The sequence below is a fragment of the Roseateles sp. Mitsp63 genome, assembly GCF_059491535.1.
In genome coordinates this window covers 1,472,386-1,494,735 of the sequence record NZ_CP168509.1, presented here as the reverse complement: position 1 = coordinate 1,494,735, position 22,350 = coordinate 1,472,386, and the positions used below count along the sequence as shown (strand labels likewise).

22 protein-coding genes are annotated in these 22,350 nt (G+C 68.4%); 14 read left to right on the top strand and 8 right to left on the bottom strand.

Annotation, left to right across the window (positions count from 1 at the left end; genetic code table 11):
* Positions 1–67: 67 nt before the first annotated feature.
* The 6 genes from fabG to ACEN96_RS06455 form a co-directional block, all read right to left on the bottom strand.
* Complete coding sequence (gene fabG / locus ACEN96_RS06480) at positions 68–805, bottom strand: 3-oxoacyl-ACP reductase FabG (RefSeq protein ID WP_495587223.1); 738 nt, start codon at positions 803–805, stop codon at positions 68–70.
* 40 nt (positions 806–845) lie between these two features.
* Positions 846–1,787 (bottom strand): ACP S-malonyltransferase, encoded by a 942-nt coding sequence (fabD, locus tag ACEN96_RS06475; RefSeq protein ID WP_495587222.1) that lies wholly within the window; start codon positions 1,785–1,787, stop codon positions 846–848.
* Positions 1,788–1,897: 110 nt separating this feature from the next.
* Positions 1,898–2,887 (bottom strand): beta-ketoacyl-ACP synthase III, encoded by a 990-nt coding sequence (locus tag ACEN96_RS06470; protein WP_495587221.1) that lies wholly within the window; start codon positions 2,885–2,887, stop codon positions 1,898–1,900.
* On the bottom strand, positions 2,884–4,017 hold the full coding sequence (plsX, locus tag ACEN96_RS06465) for a phosphate acyltransferase PlsX (RefSeq protein WP_495587220.1): 1,134 nt from the start codon (positions 4,015–4,017) through the stop codon (positions 2,884–2,886). Before plsX ends, ACEN96_RS06470 begins: the two co-directional genes overlap by 4 nt.
* A 268-nt stretch (positions 4,018–4,285) precedes the next feature.
* Entirely contained in the window at positions 4,286–4,471 is a 186-nt protein-coding gene (gene rpmF, locus ACEN96_RS06460; protein WP_091726670.1) for a 50S ribosomal protein L32, read from the bottom strand.
* Between the two features lie 225 nt (positions 4,472–4,696).
* Positions 4,697–5,260: a YceD family protein gene (locus ACEN96_RS06455; RefSeq protein ID WP_495587219.1), complete on the bottom strand. Its 564-nt coding sequence runs from the start codon at positions 5,258–5,260 to the stop codon at positions 4,697–4,699.
* Positions 5,261–5,310: 50 nt separating this feature from the next.
* Here ACEN96_RS06455 and ACEN96_RS06450 point away from each other — a divergent pair, with 50 nt between their 5' ends.
* Together ACEN96_RS06450 and ACEN96_RS06445 are read left to right on the top strand one after the other, a co-directional pair.
* The gene (locus tag ACEN96_RS06450) at positions 5,311–5,931 is read left to right on the top strand and encodes a Maf family nucleotide pyrophosphatase (RefSeq protein ID WP_495587218.1); all 621 of its coding nucleotides are present in this window, start codon (positions 5,311–5,313) and stop codon (positions 5,929–5,931) included.
* Positions 5,931–6,722, top strand: a complete 792-nt coding sequence (locus ACEN96_RS06445) for an SAM-dependent methyltransferase (protein WP_495587217.1) — start codon at positions 5,931–5,933, stop codon at positions 6,720–6,722. The genes ACEN96_RS06450 and ACEN96_RS06445 overlap by 1 nt, the downstream gene beginning before the upstream one ends.
* A gap of 14 nt (positions 6,723–6,736) precedes the next feature.
* Here ACEN96_RS06445 and ACEN96_RS06440 read toward each other — a convergent pair whose 3' ends face one another.
* Positions 6,737–8,266: a DEAD/DEAH box helicase gene (locus tag ACEN96_RS06440; RefSeq protein ID WP_495587216.1), complete on the bottom strand. Its 1,530-nt coding sequence runs from the start codon at positions 8,264–8,266 to the stop codon at positions 6,737–6,739.
* A 61-nt stretch (positions 8,267–8,327) separates the two neighbouring features.
* Entirely contained in the window at positions 8,328–9,452 is a 1,125-nt protein-coding gene (locus tag ACEN96_RS06435) for an MraY family glycosyltransferase (protein ID WP_495587215.1), read from the bottom strand.
* Positions 9,453–9,593: 141 nt separating this feature from the next.
* Between ACEN96_RS06435 and ACEN96_RS06430 the strand changes: the two genes are divergently transcribed.
* From ACEN96_RS06430 to ACEN96_RS06375, 12 genes are read left to right on the top strand one after another with little or no spacing between them, the layout of a single operon-like run.
* Positions 9,594–11,636: an SLBB domain-containing protein gene (locus ACEN96_RS06430; RefSeq protein WP_495587214.1), complete on the top strand. Its 2,043-nt coding sequence runs from the start codon at positions 9,594–9,596 to the stop codon at positions 11,634–11,636.
* Positions 11,637–11,641: 5 nt separating this feature from the next.
* A complete protein-coding gene (locus ACEN96_RS06425) occupies positions 11,642–12,775 on the top strand; it encodes a GumC family protein (RefSeq protein ID WP_495587213.1) in 1,134 nt (377 codons plus the stop codon).
* Between the two features lie 48 nt (positions 12,776–12,823).
* Positions 12,824–13,177: a MarR family EPS-associated transcriptional regulator gene (locus ACEN96_RS06420; RefSeq protein WP_495587212.1), complete on the top strand. Its 354-nt coding sequence runs from the start codon at positions 12,824–12,826 to the stop codon at positions 13,175–13,177.
* Positions 13,174–14,100, top strand: coding sequence for a GDP-L-fucose synthase family protein (locus ACEN96_RS06415; RefSeq protein WP_495587211.1), 927 nt, complete (start codon positions 13,174–13,176; stop codon positions 14,098–14,100). The genes ACEN96_RS06420 and ACEN96_RS06415 overlap by 4 nt, the downstream gene beginning before the upstream one ends.
* A 24-nt stretch (positions 14,101–14,124) precedes the next feature.
* Positions 14,125–15,249 carry a GDP-mannose 4,6-dehydratase gene (gmd, locus tag ACEN96_RS06410; protein WP_495587210.1) on the top strand — a complete coding sequence of 375 codons (1,125 nt, stop codon included), beginning with the start codon at positions 14,125–14,127 and terminating at the stop codon, positions 15,247–15,249.
* Between the two features lie 21 nt (positions 15,250–15,270).
* Positions 15,271–16,272 (top strand): FAD-binding oxidoreductase, encoded by a 1,002-nt coding sequence (locus ACEN96_RS06405; protein WP_495587209.1) that lies wholly within the window; start codon positions 15,271–15,273, stop codon positions 16,270–16,272.
* A gap of 28 nt (positions 16,273–16,300) precedes the next feature.
* Positions 16,301–17,074 (top strand): glucose-1-phosphate cytidylyltransferase, encoded by a 774-nt coding sequence (gene rfbF, locus ACEN96_RS06400; RefSeq protein WP_495587208.1) that lies wholly within the window; start codon positions 16,301–16,303, stop codon positions 17,072–17,074.
* Positions 17,075–17,082: 8 nt separating this feature from the next.
* The gene (gene rfbG / locus ACEN96_RS06395) at positions 17,083–18,147 is read left to right on the top strand and encodes a CDP-glucose 4,6-dehydratase (RefSeq protein WP_495587207.1); all 1,065 of its coding nucleotides are present in this window, start codon (positions 17,083–17,085) and stop codon (positions 18,145–18,147) included.
* Entirely contained in the window at positions 18,144–19,496 is a 1,353-nt protein-coding gene (rfbH, locus tag ACEN96_RS06390) for a lipopolysaccharide biosynthesis protein RfbH (RefSeq protein ID WP_495587206.1), read from the top strand. Before rfbG ends, rfbH begins: the two co-directional genes overlap by 4 nt.
* The gene (locus tag ACEN96_RS06385; RefSeq protein ID WP_495587205.1) at positions 19,496–20,350 is read left to right on the top strand and encodes a transketolase; all 855 of its coding nucleotides are present in this window, start codon (positions 19,496–19,498) and stop codon (positions 20,348–20,350) included. The genes rfbH and ACEN96_RS06385 overlap by 1 nt, the downstream gene beginning before the upstream one ends.
* Positions 20,347–21,291 (top strand): transketolase family protein, encoded by a 945-nt coding sequence (locus tag ACEN96_RS06380; RefSeq protein WP_495587204.1) that lies wholly within the window; start codon positions 20,347–20,349, stop codon positions 21,289–21,291. Before ACEN96_RS06385 ends, ACEN96_RS06380 begins: the two co-directional genes overlap by 4 nt.
* Complete coding sequence (locus ACEN96_RS06375; RefSeq protein WP_495587203.1) at positions 21,288–22,343, top strand: NAD-dependent epimerase/dehydratase family protein; 1,056 nt, start codon at positions 21,288–21,290, stop codon at positions 22,341–22,343. Before ACEN96_RS06380 ends, ACEN96_RS06375 begins: the two co-directional genes overlap by 4 nt.
* Positions 22,344–22,350: the final 7 nt, after the last annotated feature.

The following is a 22,350-nucleotide window of genomic DNA, read 5'->3' as shown; positions in this document are numbered from 1 at the left end:
ACTCTATCAGCCCCACACCGGCCGGGTGAATCCGGTGGGTGACCCGCCCGGAAAGGGCGGCCTCACCTCAATTCATGTACATGCCGCCGTTGACGTGCAGTTCCACGCCGGTGATGTAGCTGGCCTCCGGCGAGGCCAGGAACGCCACCGCATGGGCGATCTCGGCCGGGTCGCCCAGGCGGCCGGCAGGAATCTGCGCCAGCAGCGCGGTCTTCTGCGCCTCGGGCAGGACGTCGGTCATGTCGGTGGCGATGAAGCCGGGCGCCACGCAGTTCACGGTGACCGAGCGGCTGCCCAATTCCCGTGCCAGGGCACGCGTCATGCCCGCGACGCCGGCCTTGGCGGCCGCGTAGTTGGCCTGGCCGGCGTTGCCCGAGGCCCCAACCACCGACGTGATGTTGACGATGCGGCCGTAGCGCTGCTTCATCATCGGGCGCATCACCGCGCGGCTGACGCGGAACACGGCCTTCAGGTTGGTGTCGAGGACAGCATCCCAGTCCTCATCCTTCATGCGCATCGAGAGCATGTCCTTCGTGATGCCGGCGTTGTTGACCAGCACCTGCAGGCCGCCCTCCTGCTTCACGATCGAGTCGACCAGCGCGTCGACCGCGGCGACATCGTTCACGTTCAGCACCGCGCCGCGGCCGCCGTGGCCGGCCAGGGCCTCGGTGATGGATTGGGCACCGGACTCGCTGGTCGCGGTGCCGATGACGACGTAGCCCTTCTGGGCCAGGGTCAGCGCGATCGCGCGGCCGATGCCACGGCTGGCACCGGTCACCAGCGCCACTTGCTTGCTGTCGGACATGGAAATTCCTCGAACGAAATCTGGAAGGGGATCGGGACGATCAGGCCAGCAGCGCCTTCGCCTCGGCCAGCGAGGCCGGGTCCAGCACCGTGGCGGCGGCGATCTCGCCGTCGATGCGCTTGGCCATGCCAGCCAGCACCTTGCCGGGGCCGCACTCGAGGACGGTGGCCAGGCCGCGCGCCTTGAGCGCCTGCATGACCTCCACCCAGCGCACCGGGCCGAAGGCCTGGCGGTACAGCGCGTCGCGCAGCGCGACGGCGTCGTCGGTGACGGCGACATCGATGTTGTTGATCACCGGGAACGCGGCCGGCGCGAAGCTGACCGCGGCGAGCTTCTCGCGCAGGCGCTCGGCGGCCGGCTTCATCAGGCTGGAGTGGAACGGCGCCGACACCGGCAGCGGCAGCGCGCGCTTCGCGCCGGCGGCCTTGAGCGCCTCGTTGGCCTTCTCGACGCCGCCCTTGGAGCCGGCGATCACGGTCTGCTTCGGATCATTGAAGTTGACCGCCTCGACCACTTCACCGGAGCCGGCCGCCACCTGTTGGCAGACCTCGCGGACCACCGCCGCGTCCAGGCCCAGGATCGCCGACATCGCGCCGGTGCCCACCGGCACCGCTTCCTGCATGGCCTGCGCGCGGAAGCGCACCAGCGGCAGCGCATCGGCCAGGCTCAGCGCGCCGGCGGCGACCAGTGCGGTGTACTCGCCCAGCGAATGGCCGGCGGCGGCGGCCGGGGCCAGGCCGGTCTCGGCGAACCAGGCGCGGTAGCAGGCGATGCCGGCGGTCAGCATCACGGGCTGGGTGTTGGTCGTCAGGTCCAGCTGTTCCTTGGGACCGTGCTTGATCAGCGCGCCGATGTCCTCGCCCAGCGCGGCCGAGGCCTCGGCCAGCGTGCGGACCACTTCCGGGTGATCGCCCCAGGCGTCGAGCATGCCGACGGACTGCGAGCCCTGTCCAGGGAAGACGATAGCGAAGTTCTTGCTCATGGCGATTCGAGTCCGAGACTATCCATACAGAGGGAGAAAGGCGCGTGACATCCGCGCACGCGCCTGACGGCCACGCGGCGCGCCGCGAGCACGGCGGCGCCAGCGGCCGATCAGAAATCCAGCAGCACCGCGCCCCAGGTGAATCCGCCGCCAACGCCTTCCAGCATCACCGTGTCGCCGCGTCTGATCTTGCCGGCGCGCACGGCCACGTCCAGCGCCAGGGGGATGGACGCGGCCGAGGTGTTGCCATGCTCGTCGACGGTCGCGATCAGCTTGTCCAGGGACATCTTCAGCTTCTTGGCCGTGCCCTGCATGATGCGGATGTTGGCCTGATGCGGGATCAGCCAGTCGATGTCCGCGTCGGTGCGGCCCGCCTTGTCGAGCACCGAGCGCGCGACCTTCTCCAGCACGCCCACGGCCAGCTTGAACACCGCCTGGCCGTCCATCTTCAGCAGCGGATGGCCGAGCACCTCGCCGCCGGAGACGGTGCCCGGGGTGCAGAGGATGTCGGCGTGGCGGCCGTCGGCGTGCAGTTCGCTCGCGAGGATGCCGGGTTCATCGCTGGCGCCCAGCACCACGGCGCCGGCGCCGTCGCCGAACAGCACGCACGTCGTGCGGTCCTTGAAGTCGAGGATGCGCGAGAACACCTCCGAGCCCACCACCAGCGCCTTGCGCGCGGCGCCGCTCTTGATCATCGCGTCGGCGACGGTCAGCGCGTAGACGAAGCCCGAGCACACGGCCTGCACGTCGAACGCGGCGCAGCCATGGATGCCGAGCTTGTTCTGCAGCAGGCAGGCGGTGGAGGGGAACACCATGTCCGGCGTGGACGTGGCGACGATGATCAGGTCGATCTCCTCGGCGCGGACGCCGGCCGACTCGAGCGCCGCCAGGCAGGCGGGCAGCGCGAGGTCGCTGGAGGTGACGTGGGGATCGGCGAAGTGACGGGCGTGGATGCCGGTGCGCTCGACGATCCATTCATGCGAGGTCTCGATCCCATCGCGGGCCAGGCGTTCCGCCAGGGCCGAGTTGGTGACGCGATTGGCGGGCAGGTAGCTGCCCGTACCGAGGATGCGGGCGAAGCGCGTGGAAGCAGTGGTCATGCAGCGTGGGCGGCGGTGGCCGCCGTGTCTCCTGCATCGCCGCCCTCCTCTGGCGCAGGAGCCGGAAGCGCCTGCAGCGTCGCGACGATGCGATCGTGAACCCGGTCTAGGAGCCGGTTGCGGGCCGCATCATACGCCCGGTTCAAGGCCTGCTCGAAAGCGAAGGCATCGGCCGAGCCATGGCTCTTGAACACCAGCCCGCGCAGCCCCATCAGCGCGGCGCCGTTGAAGCGGCGATGGTCGACGCGGTGCTTGAAGCGCTGCAGCACCGGCATCGCCAGCACCGCGATCATCTTGGTCCAGGCGTTGCGCGTGAACTCCGCCTTGATGAAGCTGGAGATCATGCTGGCCAGGCCTTCGGCCGTCTTCAACGCGACGTTCCCGACGAAGCCGTCGCACACGACGATGTCGGTCGTGCCCTTGAAGATGTCGTTGCCCTCGACGTTGCCGTGGAAATTGAGCTGGTCGTGCGCGGCCGCCTCGCGCAGCAGTTCGCCCGCGCGCTTGATCGTCTCGTTGCCCTTGATCATCTCCTCGCCGATGTTCAGCAGGCCGACCGTGGGGTTCTCCTTGCCGTCGACGGCCGAGACCAGCGCACTGCCCATCACGGCGAACTGCAGCAGGTGCTCGGGGCCGCAGTCGACGTTGGCGCCCAGGTCCAGCACCGTCGTGAAGCCGCCGGTCTGGTTGGGCATCACCGTGGCGATGGCGGGCCGGTCGATGCCCTCCAGCGTCTTGAGCAGGTACTTGGCGACGGCCATCAGCGCGCCGGTGTTGCCGGCGGAGACACAGGCCTGCGCCGCGGCGGCCGAGCCGTCCTTGCCCGGCTTGAGCTGCGAGATCGCGACCCGCATCGACGAGTCCTTCTTGCGGCGCAGCGCGACCTCAATGGGGTCGTCCATGCTGACGACCTCGCTGGCCGGGACGATGCGCACGCGCGGCCACGAGGCCGCGGCCTTCAGCGCCTCGGGCTGGCCCACGAGCAGCAGTTCCGCCTGCGGATGCGCGGCGAGGAAGGCCTGGCAGGCCGGAAGCGTCACGGACGGGCCGTGGTCGCCGCCCATGCAGTCCACCGCCAGACGGAGCGGCTCGGCGGAGGGCGATGAGCGGGTGGCGGGAGTTGCGGTCATCGAAACCTGAGAGAAATCACCGGTCGAAGCTGCGACTGTAGCGACCCCGCAAGAAGCGTGCGCGACAGACGCCCCCAGCCGGACCGCGCCGTCCGGACACTCCGGCGGCGGATCCGCGCCGGCAAGGACGCGGGGAAAGGGAAAACGGCAGGAAAGCGGAAATACGAAAGCCCGGCAACGCTACGCGCTGAACCGGGCTTTCTTCATTTCTGGACCAGGTGGGGGCGGCCCTTTCGAGGAGCCCTCCGGACCGGCTGATCGATGTCGATCAGGCGGCGTCGGCCTTGGTCTTCAGCACCTTGCGGCCACGATAGAAGCCGTTGGGGCTGATGTGATGACGCAGATGCACTTCGCCGGTGGTCGGCTCGATCGCGGTGCCCGGGGTGCCCAGGGCATTGTGCGAGCGGTGCATGCCACGCTTGGACGGGGACTTCTTGTTTTGCTGAACGGCCATGATTGATTCTCCTAAAGGCTTCGGCTGGCTTCGGTGATTCGAGGCTTGCTCGGGCTCTCGAGAGAACTCGAGCTGTGCCGCGGATCCGACGAGGATGCTCCGCTACCGACGCCTCGGTCCCGGCGCGGCGCGCCCACATGGGCGCTCATTTCGAGCCGGGAAAGCCGGAAACTATAGCACAGCGCCCACCTTCGCGGCAAATGCGGCGCGGAGAAATCCCTCGCCTCAGGCCTTGCCGCCGGAGCCCTTCTTCAACGCGGCCAGCGCAGCGAACGGATTCGGGCGCTCTTCCGGCGGCGCCTCCTCCTCGTCGACATTGGCATGCGGCAGCGGTTCCGGGCATTCCTCGTGACGCGGCACCACCGGCAGCTCCAGCAGCAGTTCGTCCTCGACCAGCTCGCGCAGATCGAGATGCCGCGGCAGCGAGAGCACGTCGTCGTCCGAGTCCATGTCGAGTTCTGCCGCCTGATCCTCGTCCCGGACGAAGCGGAACCAGCGCGACACCTCGAGGTCCTCGTGCACCGGCTTGAGGCAGCGCTGGCAGGTCAGCGCGACCTGCGCCCGCGCCGACAGCGCCAGCCAGATCTGCGCCTCACCGCCCTTGGGCGTGCGGATCTCGCCTTGCGCGGACCAGGTGACGGGCGGCCACTGGGCCGGATCGGACTCGGGCGCGGCCGCCTCGGCCAGTCGCGGCAGGCTCGGGGCGGGCCACTCGCCCTGGAGCGCGGCACCCTCGCGGGCGAAGGCCCCGACATCGAGCTTCAATGGATCGAACGAACGCGGTTTCATGGGGCGCAAGTGTACGAGCCGCCCCTGCCCCGATGGGAGAATCCCGCCCCATGACCGCCCCTCCCCCGCCGCATCGGCCGCTGATCCTGGGCTCCACCTCCCGCTACCGGCGCGAGCTGCTGGAGCGCCTGCGGATCCCGTTCGACACCGCCTCGCCCGACATCGACGAAGCACCCCTGCCGGGCGAAGCCCCCGGGGCGCTCGCGCGCCGGCTGGCGCTGGCGAAGGCTCGTGTGGTGGCGGCGCGCTTTCCCGAGGCGCTGGTGATCGGCTCCGACCAGGTCGCCGATCTCGACGGCCAGCCGCTGGGCAAGCCGGGCTCGCACGCGCGGGCCGTCGAGCAACTGCGGGCCATGAGCGGCCGCACCGTGATCTTCCACACCGCGCTGGCGGTCGTCTGCGAGGCCACCGGCTTCGTGGCGGAGGACCTCGCGCCAGTGCGGGTGCGCTTTCGCGCCTTGAGCGACGGCCAGATCGAGCGCTACCTGCGCGCCGAGCAACCCTACGACTGCGCCGGCAGCGCCAAGGCCGAAGGCCTGGGCATCGCGCTGCTGGACGCGATCGACTCCGACGACCCGACCGCGCTGATCGGCCTGCCGCTGATCCGCACCGCCGCGCTGCTGCGCCGCGGCGGGCTCGATGTCCTGAACCTGATCGCCGAGACCCCTTGATGACCCGCGGCCGCCTCTATCTCGTTCCCAACACGCTCGACTTCGGCATGGACGGCCAGGAGGTCGATCTGCGCGAAGTCCTGCCGGATGCCGTCCTCGCGCGCGCCGCGGCGATCACCCATTGGGCCGCCGAGAACGCCAAGACCACCCGCGCGTTCCTGAAGCGTGTCGGCGCCCTCCATCCCCTGGCGGCGCCGCTGCAGGAGCAGCGCATCGAGGAGCTGCCGCGCCCGCCGAAAGGCCGCGGTCCGGCGTCGAACGCGGCCGCCTCGGCCGCGGCCGAGGACAAGGCGTGGACGGCGCTGCTCCAGCCCGCGCTCGATGGACATGACCTGGGACTGATTTCAGAAGCCGGCATGCCGGCCGTGGCCGATCCCGGCGCGCGGCTCGTCGCGGCAGCGCACGCGGCGAAGCTCGATGTCGTGCCGCTGGCCGGGCCGAGTTCGCTGCTGATGGCGATCGCCGCGAGCGGCCTGAATGGCCAGAGCTTCGCCTTCGTCGGCTACCTGCCGGTGGAGAGCGCGGAGCGCGCGGCCCGCATCAAGGCGCTCGAGACCTGGTCCGCGCGCGAGCAGCAGACCCAGCTGATGATCGAGACACCCTACCGGAACGCCGCGCTGCTGCAGGCGCTGATGGGCTCGCTGAAACCGGGCACGATGCTGTCGGTCAGCTGCGGCCTGAGCTTGAAGGAGGCCTGGACCCACTCGGCCACGGTCGCGCAATGGCGCCAGGCGCCGAAGACCCTGCCGGACAAGGTGCCGGCGGTCTTCGCGATCCTCGGGGCGCGCTGATCAGCGGGCGCTGATCAGGATTCGCTGTCGGCGGTGACCGGCGGCACCTTGGCGCCGAACAGCGCCGCGACCTTCTTCTTCGGCTTGATGTTGGAAGACACGCCGCGTGGCGCGCTGGCCGGGGTCTTCTCCCAGGACGGCGCCTCGGCGCCTTCGGCCGCCTCATAGGGCTTGTCGAACAGCGGGTCGTAAGCCTGACGCTGCGGCGCGCGGGCCGGCGCGTGCCCGCCCCCGCCATAGGCTTCGTCGCGGCGATCCTCGCGCTCGCGGCGGAAGTCGCGGCGCTCGCCGCGTTCCTCGCGCTCGCCACCCCGGTCGGCGGGGCGCTCGGCGCGCGGCGGACGGTCACCCCGATCGCCGCCATCGAAGCGGCGGCGGGCCTCCTCGAGCTCGATCGGCTCCAGGTCCAGCTTGCGCTTGATGAGCTTCTCGATCTCGCCAACCAGGCGCGCGTCGCTCCGGGTCACCAGCGTGAAGGCCAGGCCCGAGGCGCCCGCGCGGCCGGTACGGCCGATGCGGTGCACGTAATCCTCGGCATTGAAGGGCACGTCGAAGTTGAAGACGGCCGGCAGGTCCGCGATGTCCAGGCCGCGCGCCGCCACGTCGGTGGCCACCAGCAGATCGACCTCGCCGCGCTTGAAGGCCTCGAGCGACTTCAGCCGCTCGTCCTGCGACTTGTCGCCGTGCAGCGCGGCGGTCTTCAGGCCGTCGCGCTCGAAGGAACGCGCCAGGCGCGCCGCGCCGAGCTTCGAGTTCACGAAGACGATGGCCTGCTTGATCTCGCGCTGGCGCAGCAGCTGCTTGACCGCGGCGCGCTTGTCGTCGTCGTCGACGCTGAAGAAGCGCTGCTCGACGGTCGACGCGGTCGCGTTCGGGCGGGCCACCTCGACCAGTTCCGGCTCCTGCAGGTAGCTCTGCGCCAGCTTCTTGATCTCGGGCGAGAAGGTCGCCGAGAACAGCAGCGTCTGGCGCACCTTGGGCAGGTAGCTCAGGATGCGTTGCAGGTCGGGCAGGAAGCCGATGTCGAGCATCCGGTCCGCCTCGTCGAGCACCACGTACTCGACGTGGTTGAGCACGGCGTTCTTGGCCTCGATGTGGTCGAGCAGGCGGCCGGGCGTGGCGATCAGGACCTCGACGCCGGCCTTGAGCTGCAGCGTCTGGGGTTTCATGTCGATGCCGCCGAAGACGCAGGCCACGCGCAGCTGCGTGTGCTTGGCGTAGGCCTTGACGTTGTTGGCGACCTGGTCGGCCAGCTCGCGGGTCGGTGCCAGCACGAGCGCGCGCACCGGGTGGCGGGCGGGCGACATCGAGGCGTTCTCGTGCTTGAGCATGCGCTGCAGCAGCGGGATCGAGAACGCGGCGGTCTTGCCGGTGCCGGTCTGGGCGGCGCCCATGACATCGCGGCCTTCGAGGACGATCGGGATCGCCTTGGCCTGGATGGGCGTCATCGTCGCGTAGCCCTGGTCGGCGACGGCGCGCAGCAGCTTGGGGTTCAGCGGCAGCGTGTCGAAACGCGGGCTCGGCGGCGGGGTGGTGTCGGTCATGGGCGCGGATTATCCTCCAAGCCCTCACCGGACCCGGGAAACCCCGGATCGGCCGTGTGCATCAGGGCACGGAGCGGTCCGTCAGCTTGCGCTGGTCGCCGCGGAAAACCATCCACTTCGGGGTGCGGAAGCGCACGATGCGCCAGTACAGCGCCACATAGGCCGCGCCGAACAGCACCATGCAGGCGGCGATCATCGGCGTCGAGTCCCAGAACAGCAGCGCCGGCGCCAGCGACGAGAGGCACAGCGTCCACAGGTAGGGTGCCGTCATCGAGTTGCGGCGCGTCATCAGGCGCGCGTCGCGGGCGCCAATCGCCCAGCGCATCAGCCGGCGGTAGATCAGCGAGTGCAGATGGATGCCATCCGGGTCGCCAGGGCTGGTGTTGCGCAGGAAGCGGCGCCGGTAGATGGAGAAGACCGTCTCGAAGACCGGGTAGATGCAGACCATCAGCGCGAACAGCGGCGAGACCTGCGGATGGCGGTGGATCAGCAGGATGCCGATCTCGGCCAGGAAGAAGCCCATGAAGTACGCGCCGCCGTCGCCCAGGAAGATCAGGCCGGCGGGGTAGTTCCAGACGAAGAAGCCGAGGATCGCGCCGACGCCGGCGAGCGCCCAGAGCGCGAGCTCGGTGTCGCCAACCTGGTAGGCCACGTAGGCGAAGGTCAGCAGCATGAGGCTGACGCACATCGAGGACAGGCCGTTGAAGCCGTCGATGATGTTGACCGAATTGGCCACGCCGGCGACGGTGAAGACCGTGGCGAGGACGGCGCCGACGGTGGTCGCGACGATGAAGTCCAGGCCCGGGATGTCGGTGCGGGTGATCATCGCGCCGAGCAGCCAGCAGCCCAGGCCGGCGGAGATCATCGTGGCCAGGAGGCGCTCGCGCGGGGAGACCTTCTTGGTGAAGTCCTCGACCAGGCCGGCGGCGAAGGCGGGGACGCCGCTGAGCAGCAGCAGCGCGCCGGTGCGGGCCTGGGGATGCTTCAGCAGGACGGCCAGGGCCACCATGCCGGCCAGGCCGACGAAGATGCCGACGCCGCCGATGCGCGGCACGGGCCGGGCATGGAACTTCTGCGGGCCGGACAGGTCGTGGTCGGCGGACAGATGCCCGTGCACGGTCGACGAGTGCACGACGTAGAGCGTGACGATCGCCGCGAGTGCGAACGGGATGAGCAAATACAACATGGGCGGCAGTGTAACGAGGGGCTTCACGGGTCAGGGCGGTTTTGGCGCAACAGCGCTGCCATAGAATGCCGCGCTGGCCGCTCCGCCCCTTGCCCCGAGGGCCGCCGCGGGCGGCCCAGTACATCTGAGACGAGATCACGCATGGAACTTCGCGCCCAACGCGCCCTTTCGCCGGTGTCCACGACGACTCGAGCACTGCCCTTCCACCGGCCCGCGCTGGCGCTGCTGACGGCCTGCCTGATGGCGGCCCCGGCCTTCGCGCAAGTGATGGGCAGCGGCCAGACCTCCTCCGACACCACGAGCGATCTCAGCGGCCCGGTGCGGCTGAACGCCGCGAGCCGCAACACGCAGGACGCGGCGTCGCTCCAGCAGCAACAGCAGCAGAACCAGCAGCAGCAGGCCCGGCCCGCCAAGTACGTGCCGGGCGAGTTCGAGATCTACGTCAACAAGCTGCTGGGCATCGACCTGACGGATCCGACGACGCTGGAGGCGCTCAAGCGCTCCGAGTCGCTGAATGCCGATTTCGCGACGGTGTCGCAGACGCAGGGCGGCGGCGTGGGCAAGACGGCGACGGTGTCGGCGGACAACGTCGTGCGCCGCCTGGGCGCGGACCTGATGCTGGACGACCGCCAGACGCGCGGCGCCGACTCGGACGGCCCGCGGCAGGCGCCGGCGGACTACCTGATCGGCGTCGGCGACGAGATCCAGGTGACCGCCTGGGGCTCGGTGGATGCCGACCTGCGCCTGACGGTGGATCGCGCCGGCCGCATCACGATCCCGCGCGTCGGGCCGGTGCTGGTCTCGGGCGTGCGCTACGGCGACCTGAACGACGTGGTGCGCGCGCGTATCGCGCAGGTCTTCAAGAACTTCCAGGTCAGCACCTCGCTGGGCAGGCTGCGCTCGATCCGCATCTACGTGACCGGTTTCACCGCGAAGCCGGGCGCTTACACGGTGAGCAGCCTGTCGACCATCGTCACCGGCCTGATCCGCGCGGGCGGCCCGTCGGCGGCCGGCAGCTTCCGGCAGATCGAGCTGCGCCGCAATGGGCAGGTGGTGTCGACCTTCGATGCCTACGACCTGCTGCTCAAGGGCGACAAGGCCAGCGACCGCGCGCTGCAGGCCGAGGACGTGCTGCACATCGGCCCGATCGGCCCGCAGGTCGCGGTGCTGGGCAGCGTGAACAAGCAGACCATCGTCGAGCTCAAGCCGAACGAGACGGTGGACGACGTGCTGCGCATGGCGGGCGGCTTCAATACCGTGGCGGACCGCTCGCGGCTGTCGATCGAGCAGCTGAGCGACCGCAACGACCGCCGCGTGCGCGAGCTGCAACTGCCGGCGCAGCTGAAGACGGTGGCGGCCAACGGCGACGTGATCCGCGTGTTCAGCAGCGTCAACACGGCGCTGCCGCTGTACAGGCAGTACAAGCGCGTCACCGTCGAGGGCGAGGTCGCGCGTCCGGGCGAATACGTGCTGCCGCCGAGCAGCACCCTGCCGGATGCGATCGCGGCGGCGGGCGGCTTGACGCCTCAGGCCTATGTCTTCGGCACGGACTTCTCGCGGGAGAGCGTGCGCCAGTCGCAGCAGGAGAACTACGACCGCGCGCTGCGCGACCTGGAGACCGAGTTCACCAAGTACAGCAGCACGCAGCGGGCGGCCAATGCCGACGAGGCGGCGGCCAACACGCAGCGCGCCTCGGCGACGGAGCGGCTGGTGCAGCGGCTGCGCGCGGTGCGGCCGACGGGGCGGGTCGTGCTGCAGCTCGAGTCCGATACGAAGCAGCTGCCCGGCCTGACCGTCGAGGACGGCGACCGGCTGCTGATCCCGTCGAAGCCGACCACGGTGGGCGTCTTCGGCAGCGTGTTCAACGCGGGCAGCTTCCTGCTGCAGAACAACGCGACGGTCGACGACGTGATGAAGCTGGCCGGCGGTCCGACGCGTGGCGCGGATGCCGGCGGCGTGTTCGTGATCCGCGCCAACGGCACGGTGGTGAGCGCGCGTCAGTCGAGCAGCGGCTGGCTGGGCTTCGGCTCGAGCTTCAGCGGCTTGCCCGCGCTGCCCGGCGACACGGTCTTCGTGCCCGAGGAGATGAACAAGACCACGTTCATCCAGGAAGCCAAGGACTGGACGCAGATCCTCTATCAATTCGGTCTGGGTGCTGCGGCGCTGAAGACGATCAAGAACTGACGGCCATGTCCACCAGCAATTCTTCGACAGCCCTTCACCACGTGGACTCGCCTCCCGCCTTCGATGATGGTGAAGAGGGCATTCCTCTCGGCGCCGTGATTGAAGCGGTCGTGCCGCATCTGGGGCGGATCACGGCCTGCGCCATCGTCGTTGGGGTGCTTGCCTACGGTGCCACGCTGCTGATCGCCCCCACGTTCACCGCGCGCGCCACCATCATCAGCCCCCAGCAGCAGCAGAATTCGGCCGCGGCGGCACTGGCATCCCTGGGCACCCTGGCTGGGCTGGCGGGCGGAAATGCCATCAAGAGCCCTGCAGACCAGTACATCTCCGTCATGCAGAGTGTCACGGTCGGCAATCGAATCATCGACCGCTTCAAGCTGATCGAGCTGTACGAGTCGAAGTTCCGGCAGGATGCCCTCAAGGAACTGTCTGGCAATGTCCGTATCAATGCGGGCAAGAAGGACAACCTCATCACCATCGATGTGGACGACAAGGATCCCAAGCGCGCGGCGGACATGGCGAATGCCTATGTCGAAGAGCTCCGTTGGGTGACCAATCATCTGGCGCTGACCGAGGCCCAGCAGCGCCGCGCATTCTTCGATCAGCAACTGCACCAGACAAAGGACGCCCTGCAGGCCGCCCAGTTGCAGGTGCAGAAGACCGGCTTCACGGCGGGCGCCCTGAAAAGCGAGCCCAAGGCCGCCGCCGAAGCCTACGCCCGCACCAAGGCGGAGATCGCCGCGGCGGAGGTCCGTCTCGGCGCCTTGCGGCGGACCTTGACCGAGAGCGCGCCGGAGATTCAGCAGCAGTCGGCCGCACTCGCCGGCATGCGTGCGCAACTCTCGCAGTTTGAGCGCCCGCTCGAGGCCAGCAGCAACCAGGACTATGTCTCCGCCTACCGCGAGTACAAGTATCAGGAAGCGCTCTTCGAGATCTTTGCCAAGCAGTTTGAACTGGCGAAGATGGACGAAGCCCGCGATGGCACCTTGATCCAGGTGCTGGATCCGGCCACGCCGCCGGAACGCAAGAGCGGCCCCAAGCGCACCCTGATCGCCGCGGCGGCCGCGCTGTTGAGCGGATTGGGACTGACGATCTTCTTCACGGCACGAGGCTTGCGCAGGGCGCGTCGCCGGGCCTGAGCGCAAGTCGTGCTAGAGTCGCGCCCGTTCAACGGTTGAACGGATGGCATGGCCGACTCCCTCCCCCCTCCTGAAGACGATCTCGACTACCACCTGCTGCGGCAGATCGAAGCGCAGCATGGCACCAGCCAACGCGACTTGGCGCAGCGCATGGGAGTCAGCGTCGGCAAGATGAATTACTGCCTCAAGGCGGTCGTCGAACGAGGCTGGGTGAAGGTCAACAACTTCCGCCGGGCGGACAACAAGCTGGCCTACGCCTACTTGCTGACCCCCAGCGGCGCCAGGGCGAAGGTGAGGCTGGCGCGCGCGTTCCTCGAGCGCAAGGAACGCGAGTTCGAACAACTCCAACAAGAGATTTCCGCGCTTCGCCGGGAAGTCCGTTCAGACCAACCAATCGAATGAATACAAACGCCAAGATCTTCGTGACCGGGCATCGCGGCATGGTGGGCAGCGCGCTCGTGCGCCGCCTCCAGGCGCTAGGGTTCTCGAATGTGGTGACGCGCTCGCGGGACCAGCTCGATCTGCTGAGCCAGACCGCCGTCGCCGGGTTCCTCGCCACCGAGAAGCCGGACTACGTGTTCATCGCGGCGGCCAAGGTCGGCGGCATCCAGGCCAACAACCAGTTCCGCGCGGACTTCCTGTATCAGAACCTCATGATCGAGGCCAACCTGATCCACGGCGCGCATCTGGCCGGCGTGCAGCGCCTGATGTTCCTCGGTTCGAGCTGCATCTACCCGCGCGACTGCGCGCAGCCGATCAAGGAGGAGTACCTCCTCACCGGCCCACTGGAGCAGACCAACGAGCCGTATGCGATCGCCAAGATCGCCGGCATCAAGCTGGCCGAGAGCTACAACCGCCAGTACGGCCGCGAATACGTCAGCGTGATGCCGACCAATCTGTACGGCCCCAACGACAACTACGACCTCGCCAACAGCCATGTGCTGCCGGCGCTGCTGCGCAAGGCCCATGAAGCCAAGCTGCGGGGCGATTCGGAATACGTCGTCTGGGGTTCGGGCACGCCGCGGCGCGAGTTCCTCTATGTCGACGACCTCGCCGACGCCTGCGTCTACCTGATGACGCAGGGCTACACCGGCCCGCTGCTGAACGTCGGCACCGGCGAGGACGTGACCATCCGCGAACTCGCCGAGACGGTCATGGACATCGTCGGCTTCGAGGGCCGCATCGTCTTCGACAGCACCAAGCCCGACGGCACGCCGCGCAAGTTGCTGGACGTCGGCAAGCTCGCCGCGCTCGGCTGGCGCGCCCGCACCTCGCTGCGCGACGGCATCCGTCTCGCCTACGACAGCGCCCCTTTCCGCGCCTGATCCACCTCTTCCAGAGATATCTCCATGTCGCAACGCAAAGTCGCCCTGATCACGGGCATCACGGGCCAGGACGGCGCCTACCTGGCGGAACTGCTGCTGGACAAGGGCTATGAGGTGCACGGCATCAAGCGCCGTGCCAGCCTGTTCAACACCGACCGCGTCGACCACCTGTACCAGGACCCGCACGTCAACAACCAGCGCTTCAAGCTGCATTACGGCGACCTGACCGACAGCACCAACCTGATCCGCATCATCCAGCAGGTGCAGCCAGACGAGGTCTACAACCTCGCGGCAATGAGCCACGTGGCGGTCAGCTTCGAGACGCCGGAGTACACGGCCAATGCCGACGGCATCGGCACGCTGCGCATCCTGGAAGCGATCCGCATCCTGGGCCTGGAGAAAAAGACCCGCTTCTACCAGGCCAGCACCTCGGAGCTCTACGGCCTGGTGCAGGAGATCCCGCAGAAGGAGACCACCCCCTTCTATCCGCGCAGCCCGTACGCGGTCGCCAAGCTCTACGCCTACTGGATCACGGTGAACTACCGCGAGGCCTACGGCATGTACGCCTGCAATGGCGTGCTGTTCAACCACGAGAGCCCGCTGCGCGGCGAGACCTTCGTCACCCGCAAGATCACGCGCGCCATCGCGCGCATCGCGTTGGGCCTTCAGGACTGCCTCTACCTGGGCAACATGAGCGCGCTGCGCGACTGGGGCCACGCCAAGGACTACGTCGAGATGCAGTGGCTGATGCTGCAGCAGGACAAGCCCGAGGACTTCGTCATCGCGACCGGCGTGCAGTACTCGGTGCGCCAGTTCGTCGAGTTCGCCTGCAATGAGCTGGGCGTCGGCATCACCTTCAGCGGCGAGGGCGAGCAGGAGATCGGCACCGTGACCAGCGTGACCGATCCGGAGCGCGCCTTCTGCAAGGTGGGCGACGTCATCGTCAAGGTCGATCCGCGCTACTACCGTCCGACGGAAGTCGAGACGCTGCTGGGCGATCCGACCAAGGCCAAGGAGAAGCTCGGCTGGACGCCGAAGACGACGCTGCGCGAGCTGGTCGCCGAGATGGTCGAGGCCGACTACCAGGCCGCCAAGCGCGACAGCCTGGTCAAGTCGGCGGGCTTCCAGGCTTACGACTACAACGAGTGACGCGACGGAGCGGCCTTCGCGATGCACGCCATCACCACGTCCAGCGGACGCCGCTTCGAGGCTCGTCCTGACGAATCGCTGCTCGACGCCGCGCTGCGCCAGGGCGTCGTGCTCGACTACAGCTGCCGCACCGGCCGCTGCAGTTCGTGCAAGGGCCGGGTACGTTCAGGCGAGACGGCGGCGTTGCACGACGAACTCGGCCTGAGCGCCGAAGACAAGGCGCACGGCTTCATCCTGACCTGCGTCCGCCAGGCTTGCGGACCGGTGGAGCTCGAGATCGAGGATCTGGGCGACGTGGTCCTGCCCGAGGCCAAGACCCTGCCCTGCCGCATCCAGTCGATCGAGCGCCTGTCCCATGACGTCGTGCGCGTGATGCTGCGCCTGCCGCCGACCTCCGCGCTGGAGTTCCTGCCCGGCCAGTACATCGACGTCATCGGCGCGGAAGGCCTGCGCCGCAGCTATTCGGTCGCCAACGCGCCGCGCGCGGACAAGCAGATCGAGCTGCACATCCGCGAGGTGCCCGATGGCGCCATGAGCCGCTACTGGTTCCAGCAGGCCAAGGCCAACGACCTGCTGCGCCTGCGCGGTCCGCTGGGCACCTTCTTCCTGCGCGGCCAGACCGGCAAGGACCTGGTCCTGCTGGCCACCGGCACCGGCATCGCGCCGGTCAAGGCGATCCTCGAAGGCCTGGCCTCGATGCCCGCCGACGCGCAGCCGCGCGGCGTGACCGTCTACTGGGGCGGCCGCCATCGCGAGGACCTGTACTGGCAGCCCGAGGGGTTCGATGCCCTGCCCGCCTTCCGCTTCGTGCCGGTGCTCTCCCGCGCCGGCGACGACTGGACCGGCGAGCGCGGCCACGTGCAGGACGTGATGCTGCGCGAGCACCCGTACCTCGCGGAGACCCTCGTCTATGCCTGCGGTTCGGACGCCATGATCCATGGCGCCCAAGCCCGGCTCCACGCCGCCGGACTGCCGGATCGGCAGTTCCATTCCGACGCCTTCGTGTGCTCGGCAGCGACCTAACTCCCTACCGATCCGATAGGACCTTTCCATGAAAGCAGTGATCCTGGCCGGCGGCCTCGGCACCCGACTGAGCGAAGAGACTTCCACCCGTCCGAAGCCGATGGTCGAGATCGGCGGCAAGCCGATCCTGTGGCACATCCTCAAGATGTACTCGCACCACGGCGTGAACGACTTCGTGATCTGCTGCGGCTACAAGGGCTACGTGATCAAGGAGTACTTCGCCAACTACTTCCTGCACATGTCCGATGTCACCTTCGACATGCGCAACAACCGGATGGAAGTCCACCACAAGCGCGCCGAGCCCTGGAATGTCACGCTCGTGGACACCGGGGACGAGTCGATGACCGGTGGCCGTCTGCGTCGCGTGGCCGACTACGTCCGCAATGAAGAGGCCTTCTGCTTCACTTATGGCGATGGCGTCGGCGACATCGACATCCGCGCCACGATCGACTTCCACAAGACCCATGGCAAGGCGGCGACGCTGACCGCCACTTATCCGCCAGGCCGATTCGGCGCGCTAGACATCGGCGATCGCCAGGTCAAGAGCTTCAAGGAGAAGCCCAAGGGCGACGGCGCCATGATCAATGGCGGCTTCTTCGTGCTGTCGCCGCGCGTGCTGGACTATCTTTCCAGCGATGCCGACATCTGGGAGCAGGAGCCGCTGCAAGGCCTGGCCGCCGACGGCCAGCTGATGGCCTACGAGCATCACGGCTTCTGGCAGCCGATGGACACGCTACGCGACAAGCATCTGCTGGAAGACCTCTGGGCTTCGGGCAAGGCGCCGTGGAAGAAGTGGGACTGATCCTCGCCATGCAGCAGACCAACCCCGAGTTCTGGCGCGGCAAGCGCGTCCTGCTGACCGGCCACACCGGCTTCAAGGGCAGCTGGCTCAGCCTGTGGCTGCAGTCCATGGGCGCGACGCTGCGCGGCCTGTCGCTGACGCCGCCGACCGAGCCCGCGCTGTTCGACGTCGCCCGTGTCGCCGAAGGCATGGAGCACCGCATCGCCGACATCCGCGACTTCGGCGCGGTGAAGGCGGAGTTCGACGGCTTCAAGCCCGAGATCGTCATCCACATGGCGGCGCAGCCGCTGGTGCGCCTGTCCTACCACCAGCCGATCGAGACCTACGCCACCAACGTGATGGGCACCGTGCACGTGCTCGAGGCCGCGCGCCATGCCGGCTCGGTGAAGGCCATCGTCAACATCACGACGGACAAGTGCTACGAGAACCGCGAATGGGTCTGGGGCTACCGTGAAGACGAGCCGATGGGCGGCCACGACCCCTACTCCAACAGCAAGGGCTGCGCGGAGCTGGTGAGCTCCGCCTATCGCAAGTCCTTCCTGAAGGACGCCGGCATCGCGATGGCCACGGCCCGCGCGGGCAACGTCATCGGCGGCGGCGACTGGGCGCTGGACCGGCTGGTCCCCGACATCCTGCGCGCGCTGCAGGACAAGCAGCCGGTACTGATCCGCAACCCGCATGCGATCCGTCCGTGGCAGCACGTGCTGGAACCGCTGTCGGGCTACCTGCTGCTGGCCGAGCGCCTGTACACGCATGGCCAGGCCGACGCCGAAGGCTGGAACTTCGGTCCGCGCGACGAGGACGCCCGTCCCGTGCAATGGATCGTCGAGCACCTGTGCGGGACCTGGGGCGACGGCGCCTCCTGGACCCTGCAGCCCGGGGACCATCCCCATGAAGCCAGCTTCCTGAAGCTGGACATCTCCAAGGCGCGGCAGCGCCTGCACTGGGGCCCGCGCTGGTCGCTCGAGACCGCGCTGACCCGCATCACCGAATGGCATCAGGCCTGGCTGTCCGGCCAGGACATGCGCGCCGCCTGCCTGAATCAAATCTCCCAATACCGAGCCGACGTATGAGCACCACCCCCGTCAATTTCCAGCCGCAGCTCGACAAGCTGCGCAGCCAGATCAGCGAGCTGGTCCAGCAGTACGCCGACATCGCGTATGCCCCCAAGGCCTTCGTGCCCGGCCAGACCCCCGTGCCGGTGTCCGGCAAGGTCATCGGCGCCGGCGAACTGAAGATGATGGTCGACGCCTCGCTGGACGGCTGGCTGACCACCGGCCGCTTCAACGCCATGTTCGAGCAACGCCTGGCGCAGTTCCTCGGCGTGAAGTACCTGATCACGGTGAACTCCGGCTCGTCGGCCAACCTGGTGGCGTTCTCGGCGCTGACCAGCCCGAAGCTGGGCGACCGCGCGATCAAGCAGGGCGATGAAGTCATCGGCGTGGCCGCCGGCTTCCCGACGACGGTGAACCCGATCGTGCAGTTCGGCGCGGTGCCGGTGTTCGTCGACGTCGACCTGGCCACGCACAACATCGACGCCAGCAAGATCGAGGCGGCGATCACGCCCAAGACCAAGGCCATCATGCTGGCCCACAGCCTGGGCAACCCGTTCAACCTGGACGTCGTCACGGCGCTGTGCAAGAAGTACAAGCTGTGGCTGGTCGAGGACTGCTGCGACGCGCTGGGCGCGACCTACAACGGTCAGCTGGTCGGCACCTTCGGCGACATCGGCACGCTGAGCTTCTACCCGGCGCATCACATCACGATGGGCGAAGGCGGCGCGGTCTTCACCAACAACGCCGAGCTGAAGCTGATCGCCGAGTCCTTCCGCGACTGGGGCCGTGACTGCTACTGCCCGCCCGGCAAGGACAACACCTGCGACAAGCGCTTCTGCTGGACCAAGGAGCAGCTGGGCGGCGACCTGCCGGACGGCTACGACCACAAGTACACGTACAGCCATCTGGGCTACAACCTGAAGATCTCCGACATGCAGGCCGCCTGCGCGCTGGCGCAGATGGACCGGGTCGAGGAGTTCATCGCCAAGCGCCGCGCCAACTTCGCCTACCTGAAGGCCAAGCTGGCGAGCGTCGAGCAGTTCCTGCACCTGCCCGAGGCGACGCCCAACAGCGAGCCGTCGTGGTTCGGCTTCCCGCTGATCGTGAAGGAGACGGCCGGCGTCAAGCGCGCGGACCTGATCAACTTCCTGGAAGAGAACAAGATCGGCACGCGGCTGCTGTTCGCGGGCAACCTGACGAAGCAGCCCTACATGGCCGGCCGCAACTACCGCGTCAGCGGTGAGCTGACCAACACCGACGTCGTGATGAACCAGACCTTCTGGCTGGGCACCTTCCCGGCGCTGGGCCAGGAGCAGCTGGACTACATCGCGGGCAAGCTGGAAGAGTTCTTCGGAGTCAATTTCTGATGACCACCCTCGCGACCCCTCGCGCGGAAGCCGGCGCCGAGCGCCGGTTCGCGCCGGCCCGCATGCGGCGTACCGTGCTCGAGATGGCGTATGCCGGCTCGACCGTGCACATCGCCTGCGCGTTCTCGATCATCGAGCTGGTGACGGTGCTGTACCGCGACCACCTCCGTTATCCGGGCAACGATCCGCGCGCCGAGGGTCGCGACTTCCTGGTCCTGAGCAAGGGCCATGGCGTGATGGCGCAGTACGCGTGCATGCGCGAACTGGGCTGGCTCGACGACTCGCATGTCCAGGGCTACTTCAAGGACGGCAGCGAACTCAAGGGCCTGTCGGACTCGCGGGTGCCGGGACTGGAAGTGACGTCAGGATCGCTGGGCCACGGGTTCTCCGTTGGTGTCGGCATCGCGATGGGCCTGCGGCGCAAGGGCACGGACCAGAAGGTCTATGCGATCGTCGGCGACGGCGAGCTCAATGAAGGTCCGATCTGGGAGGGCGCGCTCGTGGCGGCGCACCACAAGATGGACAACCTGATGCTGATCGTCGACAAGAACGGCTTCCAGGCGATGGGCACGACCGACGACGTGCTGGCGCTGGGCGACTTGTCGGCCAAGTTCGCGAGCTTCGGTTTTGAGACGCTGGAGGTGGACGGCCATGACGAGGCGGCCGTCGACGCGGCGATCCGCCAACTGTGGGCGACCGGCGCGGGCAAGCCCAAGGCGCTGGTGGCGCGCACCGTCAAGGGCAAGGGCGTGCCGTTCATGGAGTCCGACAACCGCTGGCACTACACGCGCCTGAACCCGCAGACCTTCGCCGAAGCGATCGACGCGCTCGGCCTTGCCGGAGCATCGAAGTGAGAGACGCCTTTTCCAATGCGCTGGTGCGCCTGGCGCTGGCCGACCCGAAGGTGCTGCTGCTGACCGGCGATCACGGCTACGCGCTGTTCGACGAGTTCCGCAAGCGCTGCCCGGACCAGTACATCAATGCCGGCATCGCGGAGCAGAACATGGTCGGCATGGCGGCGGGGCTGGCGCGTGTCGGCTTCCGCCCGTTCGTGTACGGCCTGGCGGCCTTCGTGCCGATCCGCACGGTGGAGCAGATCAAGCTCGACATCGCCCATGACGACCTGCCGGTCGTGCTGCTGGGCGACGGCGCGGGATTCGTCTACAGCCACCTGGGCACCAGCCACCAGTCCACCGAAGACATCGCCTGCACGCGGGCCATTCCGGGTCTGGAAGTGCTGTCGCCGGCCGACCGCTTCGAGATGACGGCGAGCATGGACTACGCTTACGCGGCGAATGGTCCGATCTATCTGCGCATGGGCAAGTCCGATCGCGGCGACGTGCATGCGGGGCCGACCGGGGCGCTGCGTCCTGGCGGTCTGTTGAAGATCCGCCCGGGTCGCGCGGACCGCCCCGGCCTGATTGCCACGGGATCGATGGTCCGCACGGCGGTCGACATCGCGGCACAACTTGATCTCGCGGTCTGGAGCGCCCCTGTGCTGAAGCCGCTGCGCGCGGACGAGGTATGCGCCGCCGCGCGTGTCACGGCAGGCCTGGTGACGCTGGAAGAGCATTCGGTGCTCGGCGGATTGGGCGCCGCGGTGACTGAGATCACCAGCGAGCATCAGCCAACGCGCGTGCTGCGCATCGGAGTGCCGGACCGGTTCTCGGAACATTGCGGCACGCATGCATATCTGCTGCGGGAGCATGGGCTGGATACGGACAGCGTGCGCGCCCGCATCGCGGCCTTCAACGCCTCCTCCGCCCATCCCGCCGGAGCCGGCGCCTCGACATGACGCCCACGTCGTTCCGTCCGTCGCCGCTGCGCATCGCCGCGGCCGACCTGCAGCGCTGCCGCGACCTGCTCGGCCGGTCGACCTGGGAAGCGCTCGCGGGCCATCGGGTGTTCATCACCGGCGGCACGGGCTTCATCGGCAAATGGCTGCTGGCGACGCTGCTCGACGCGGACGAGGCCTTCGGCCTGGGTTGCCGGATCACCGTGCTGAGCCGCGACCCGTCGGCCTTCCTGCGCGACTGGCCCGCCATGGACGGGCGGGTCGAGTGGATCGCCGGCGACGTGCGGGATTTCTCGATCGGCGACGTGCGCTATGACACCATCATCCACGCGGCCACCGACGTTGCGGCGCAAGCCTCGCCGCAGGACGTCTTCTCCACCTGCCTGGAGGGCACCCGGCGCGTGCTCGAGCTCGCGCGGGCCAGCGGCGCGCGACAGCTGCTGCTGACCAGCTCCGGCGCGGTATACGGACCCCTTCCGGCCGGCATGACCCACGTGCCGGAAACCCATCTCGGGGGACCGGATCCGCTGCATCCGGGCTCGACTTACGGCGAAGGCAAGCGGGTCTCGGAATGGCTGGCCGCACAGGCCGCCGGCGAGACGCTGGCGGTCAAGATCGCGCGCGTGTTCGCGCTGGTCGGCCCGCACCTGCCGCTGGACAAGCACTTCGCGATCGGCAACTTCCTGCGCGCCGCGCTTGCCGATGACGCGATCACGATCCAGGGCGACGGCACTCCTCATCGCAGCTACCTGTACGCGGCGGACATGGCGGCCTGGCTCTGGGCTGTGCTGTTGCGCGGACGCTCGGGCCGGGCCTACAACGTCGGGGCCGACGAGGGCTTGTCCATCGCCGACCTGGCGCGACGGGTGTGCCGCGTCCTGGACCGCGCTTCCCGCATCGACGTGATGCAGACCGCGGCGCCTGGCGCCGTCGCCGCGCACTACGTGCCCGACATCACCCGCGCGCGTCAGGAACTCGGCCTGCCCGCGCCGCTGCCGCTGGACGAGGCGATCGCCCGCACCGCGCAATGGCATCGCGACCCGGCCGCCTGAACGGCGA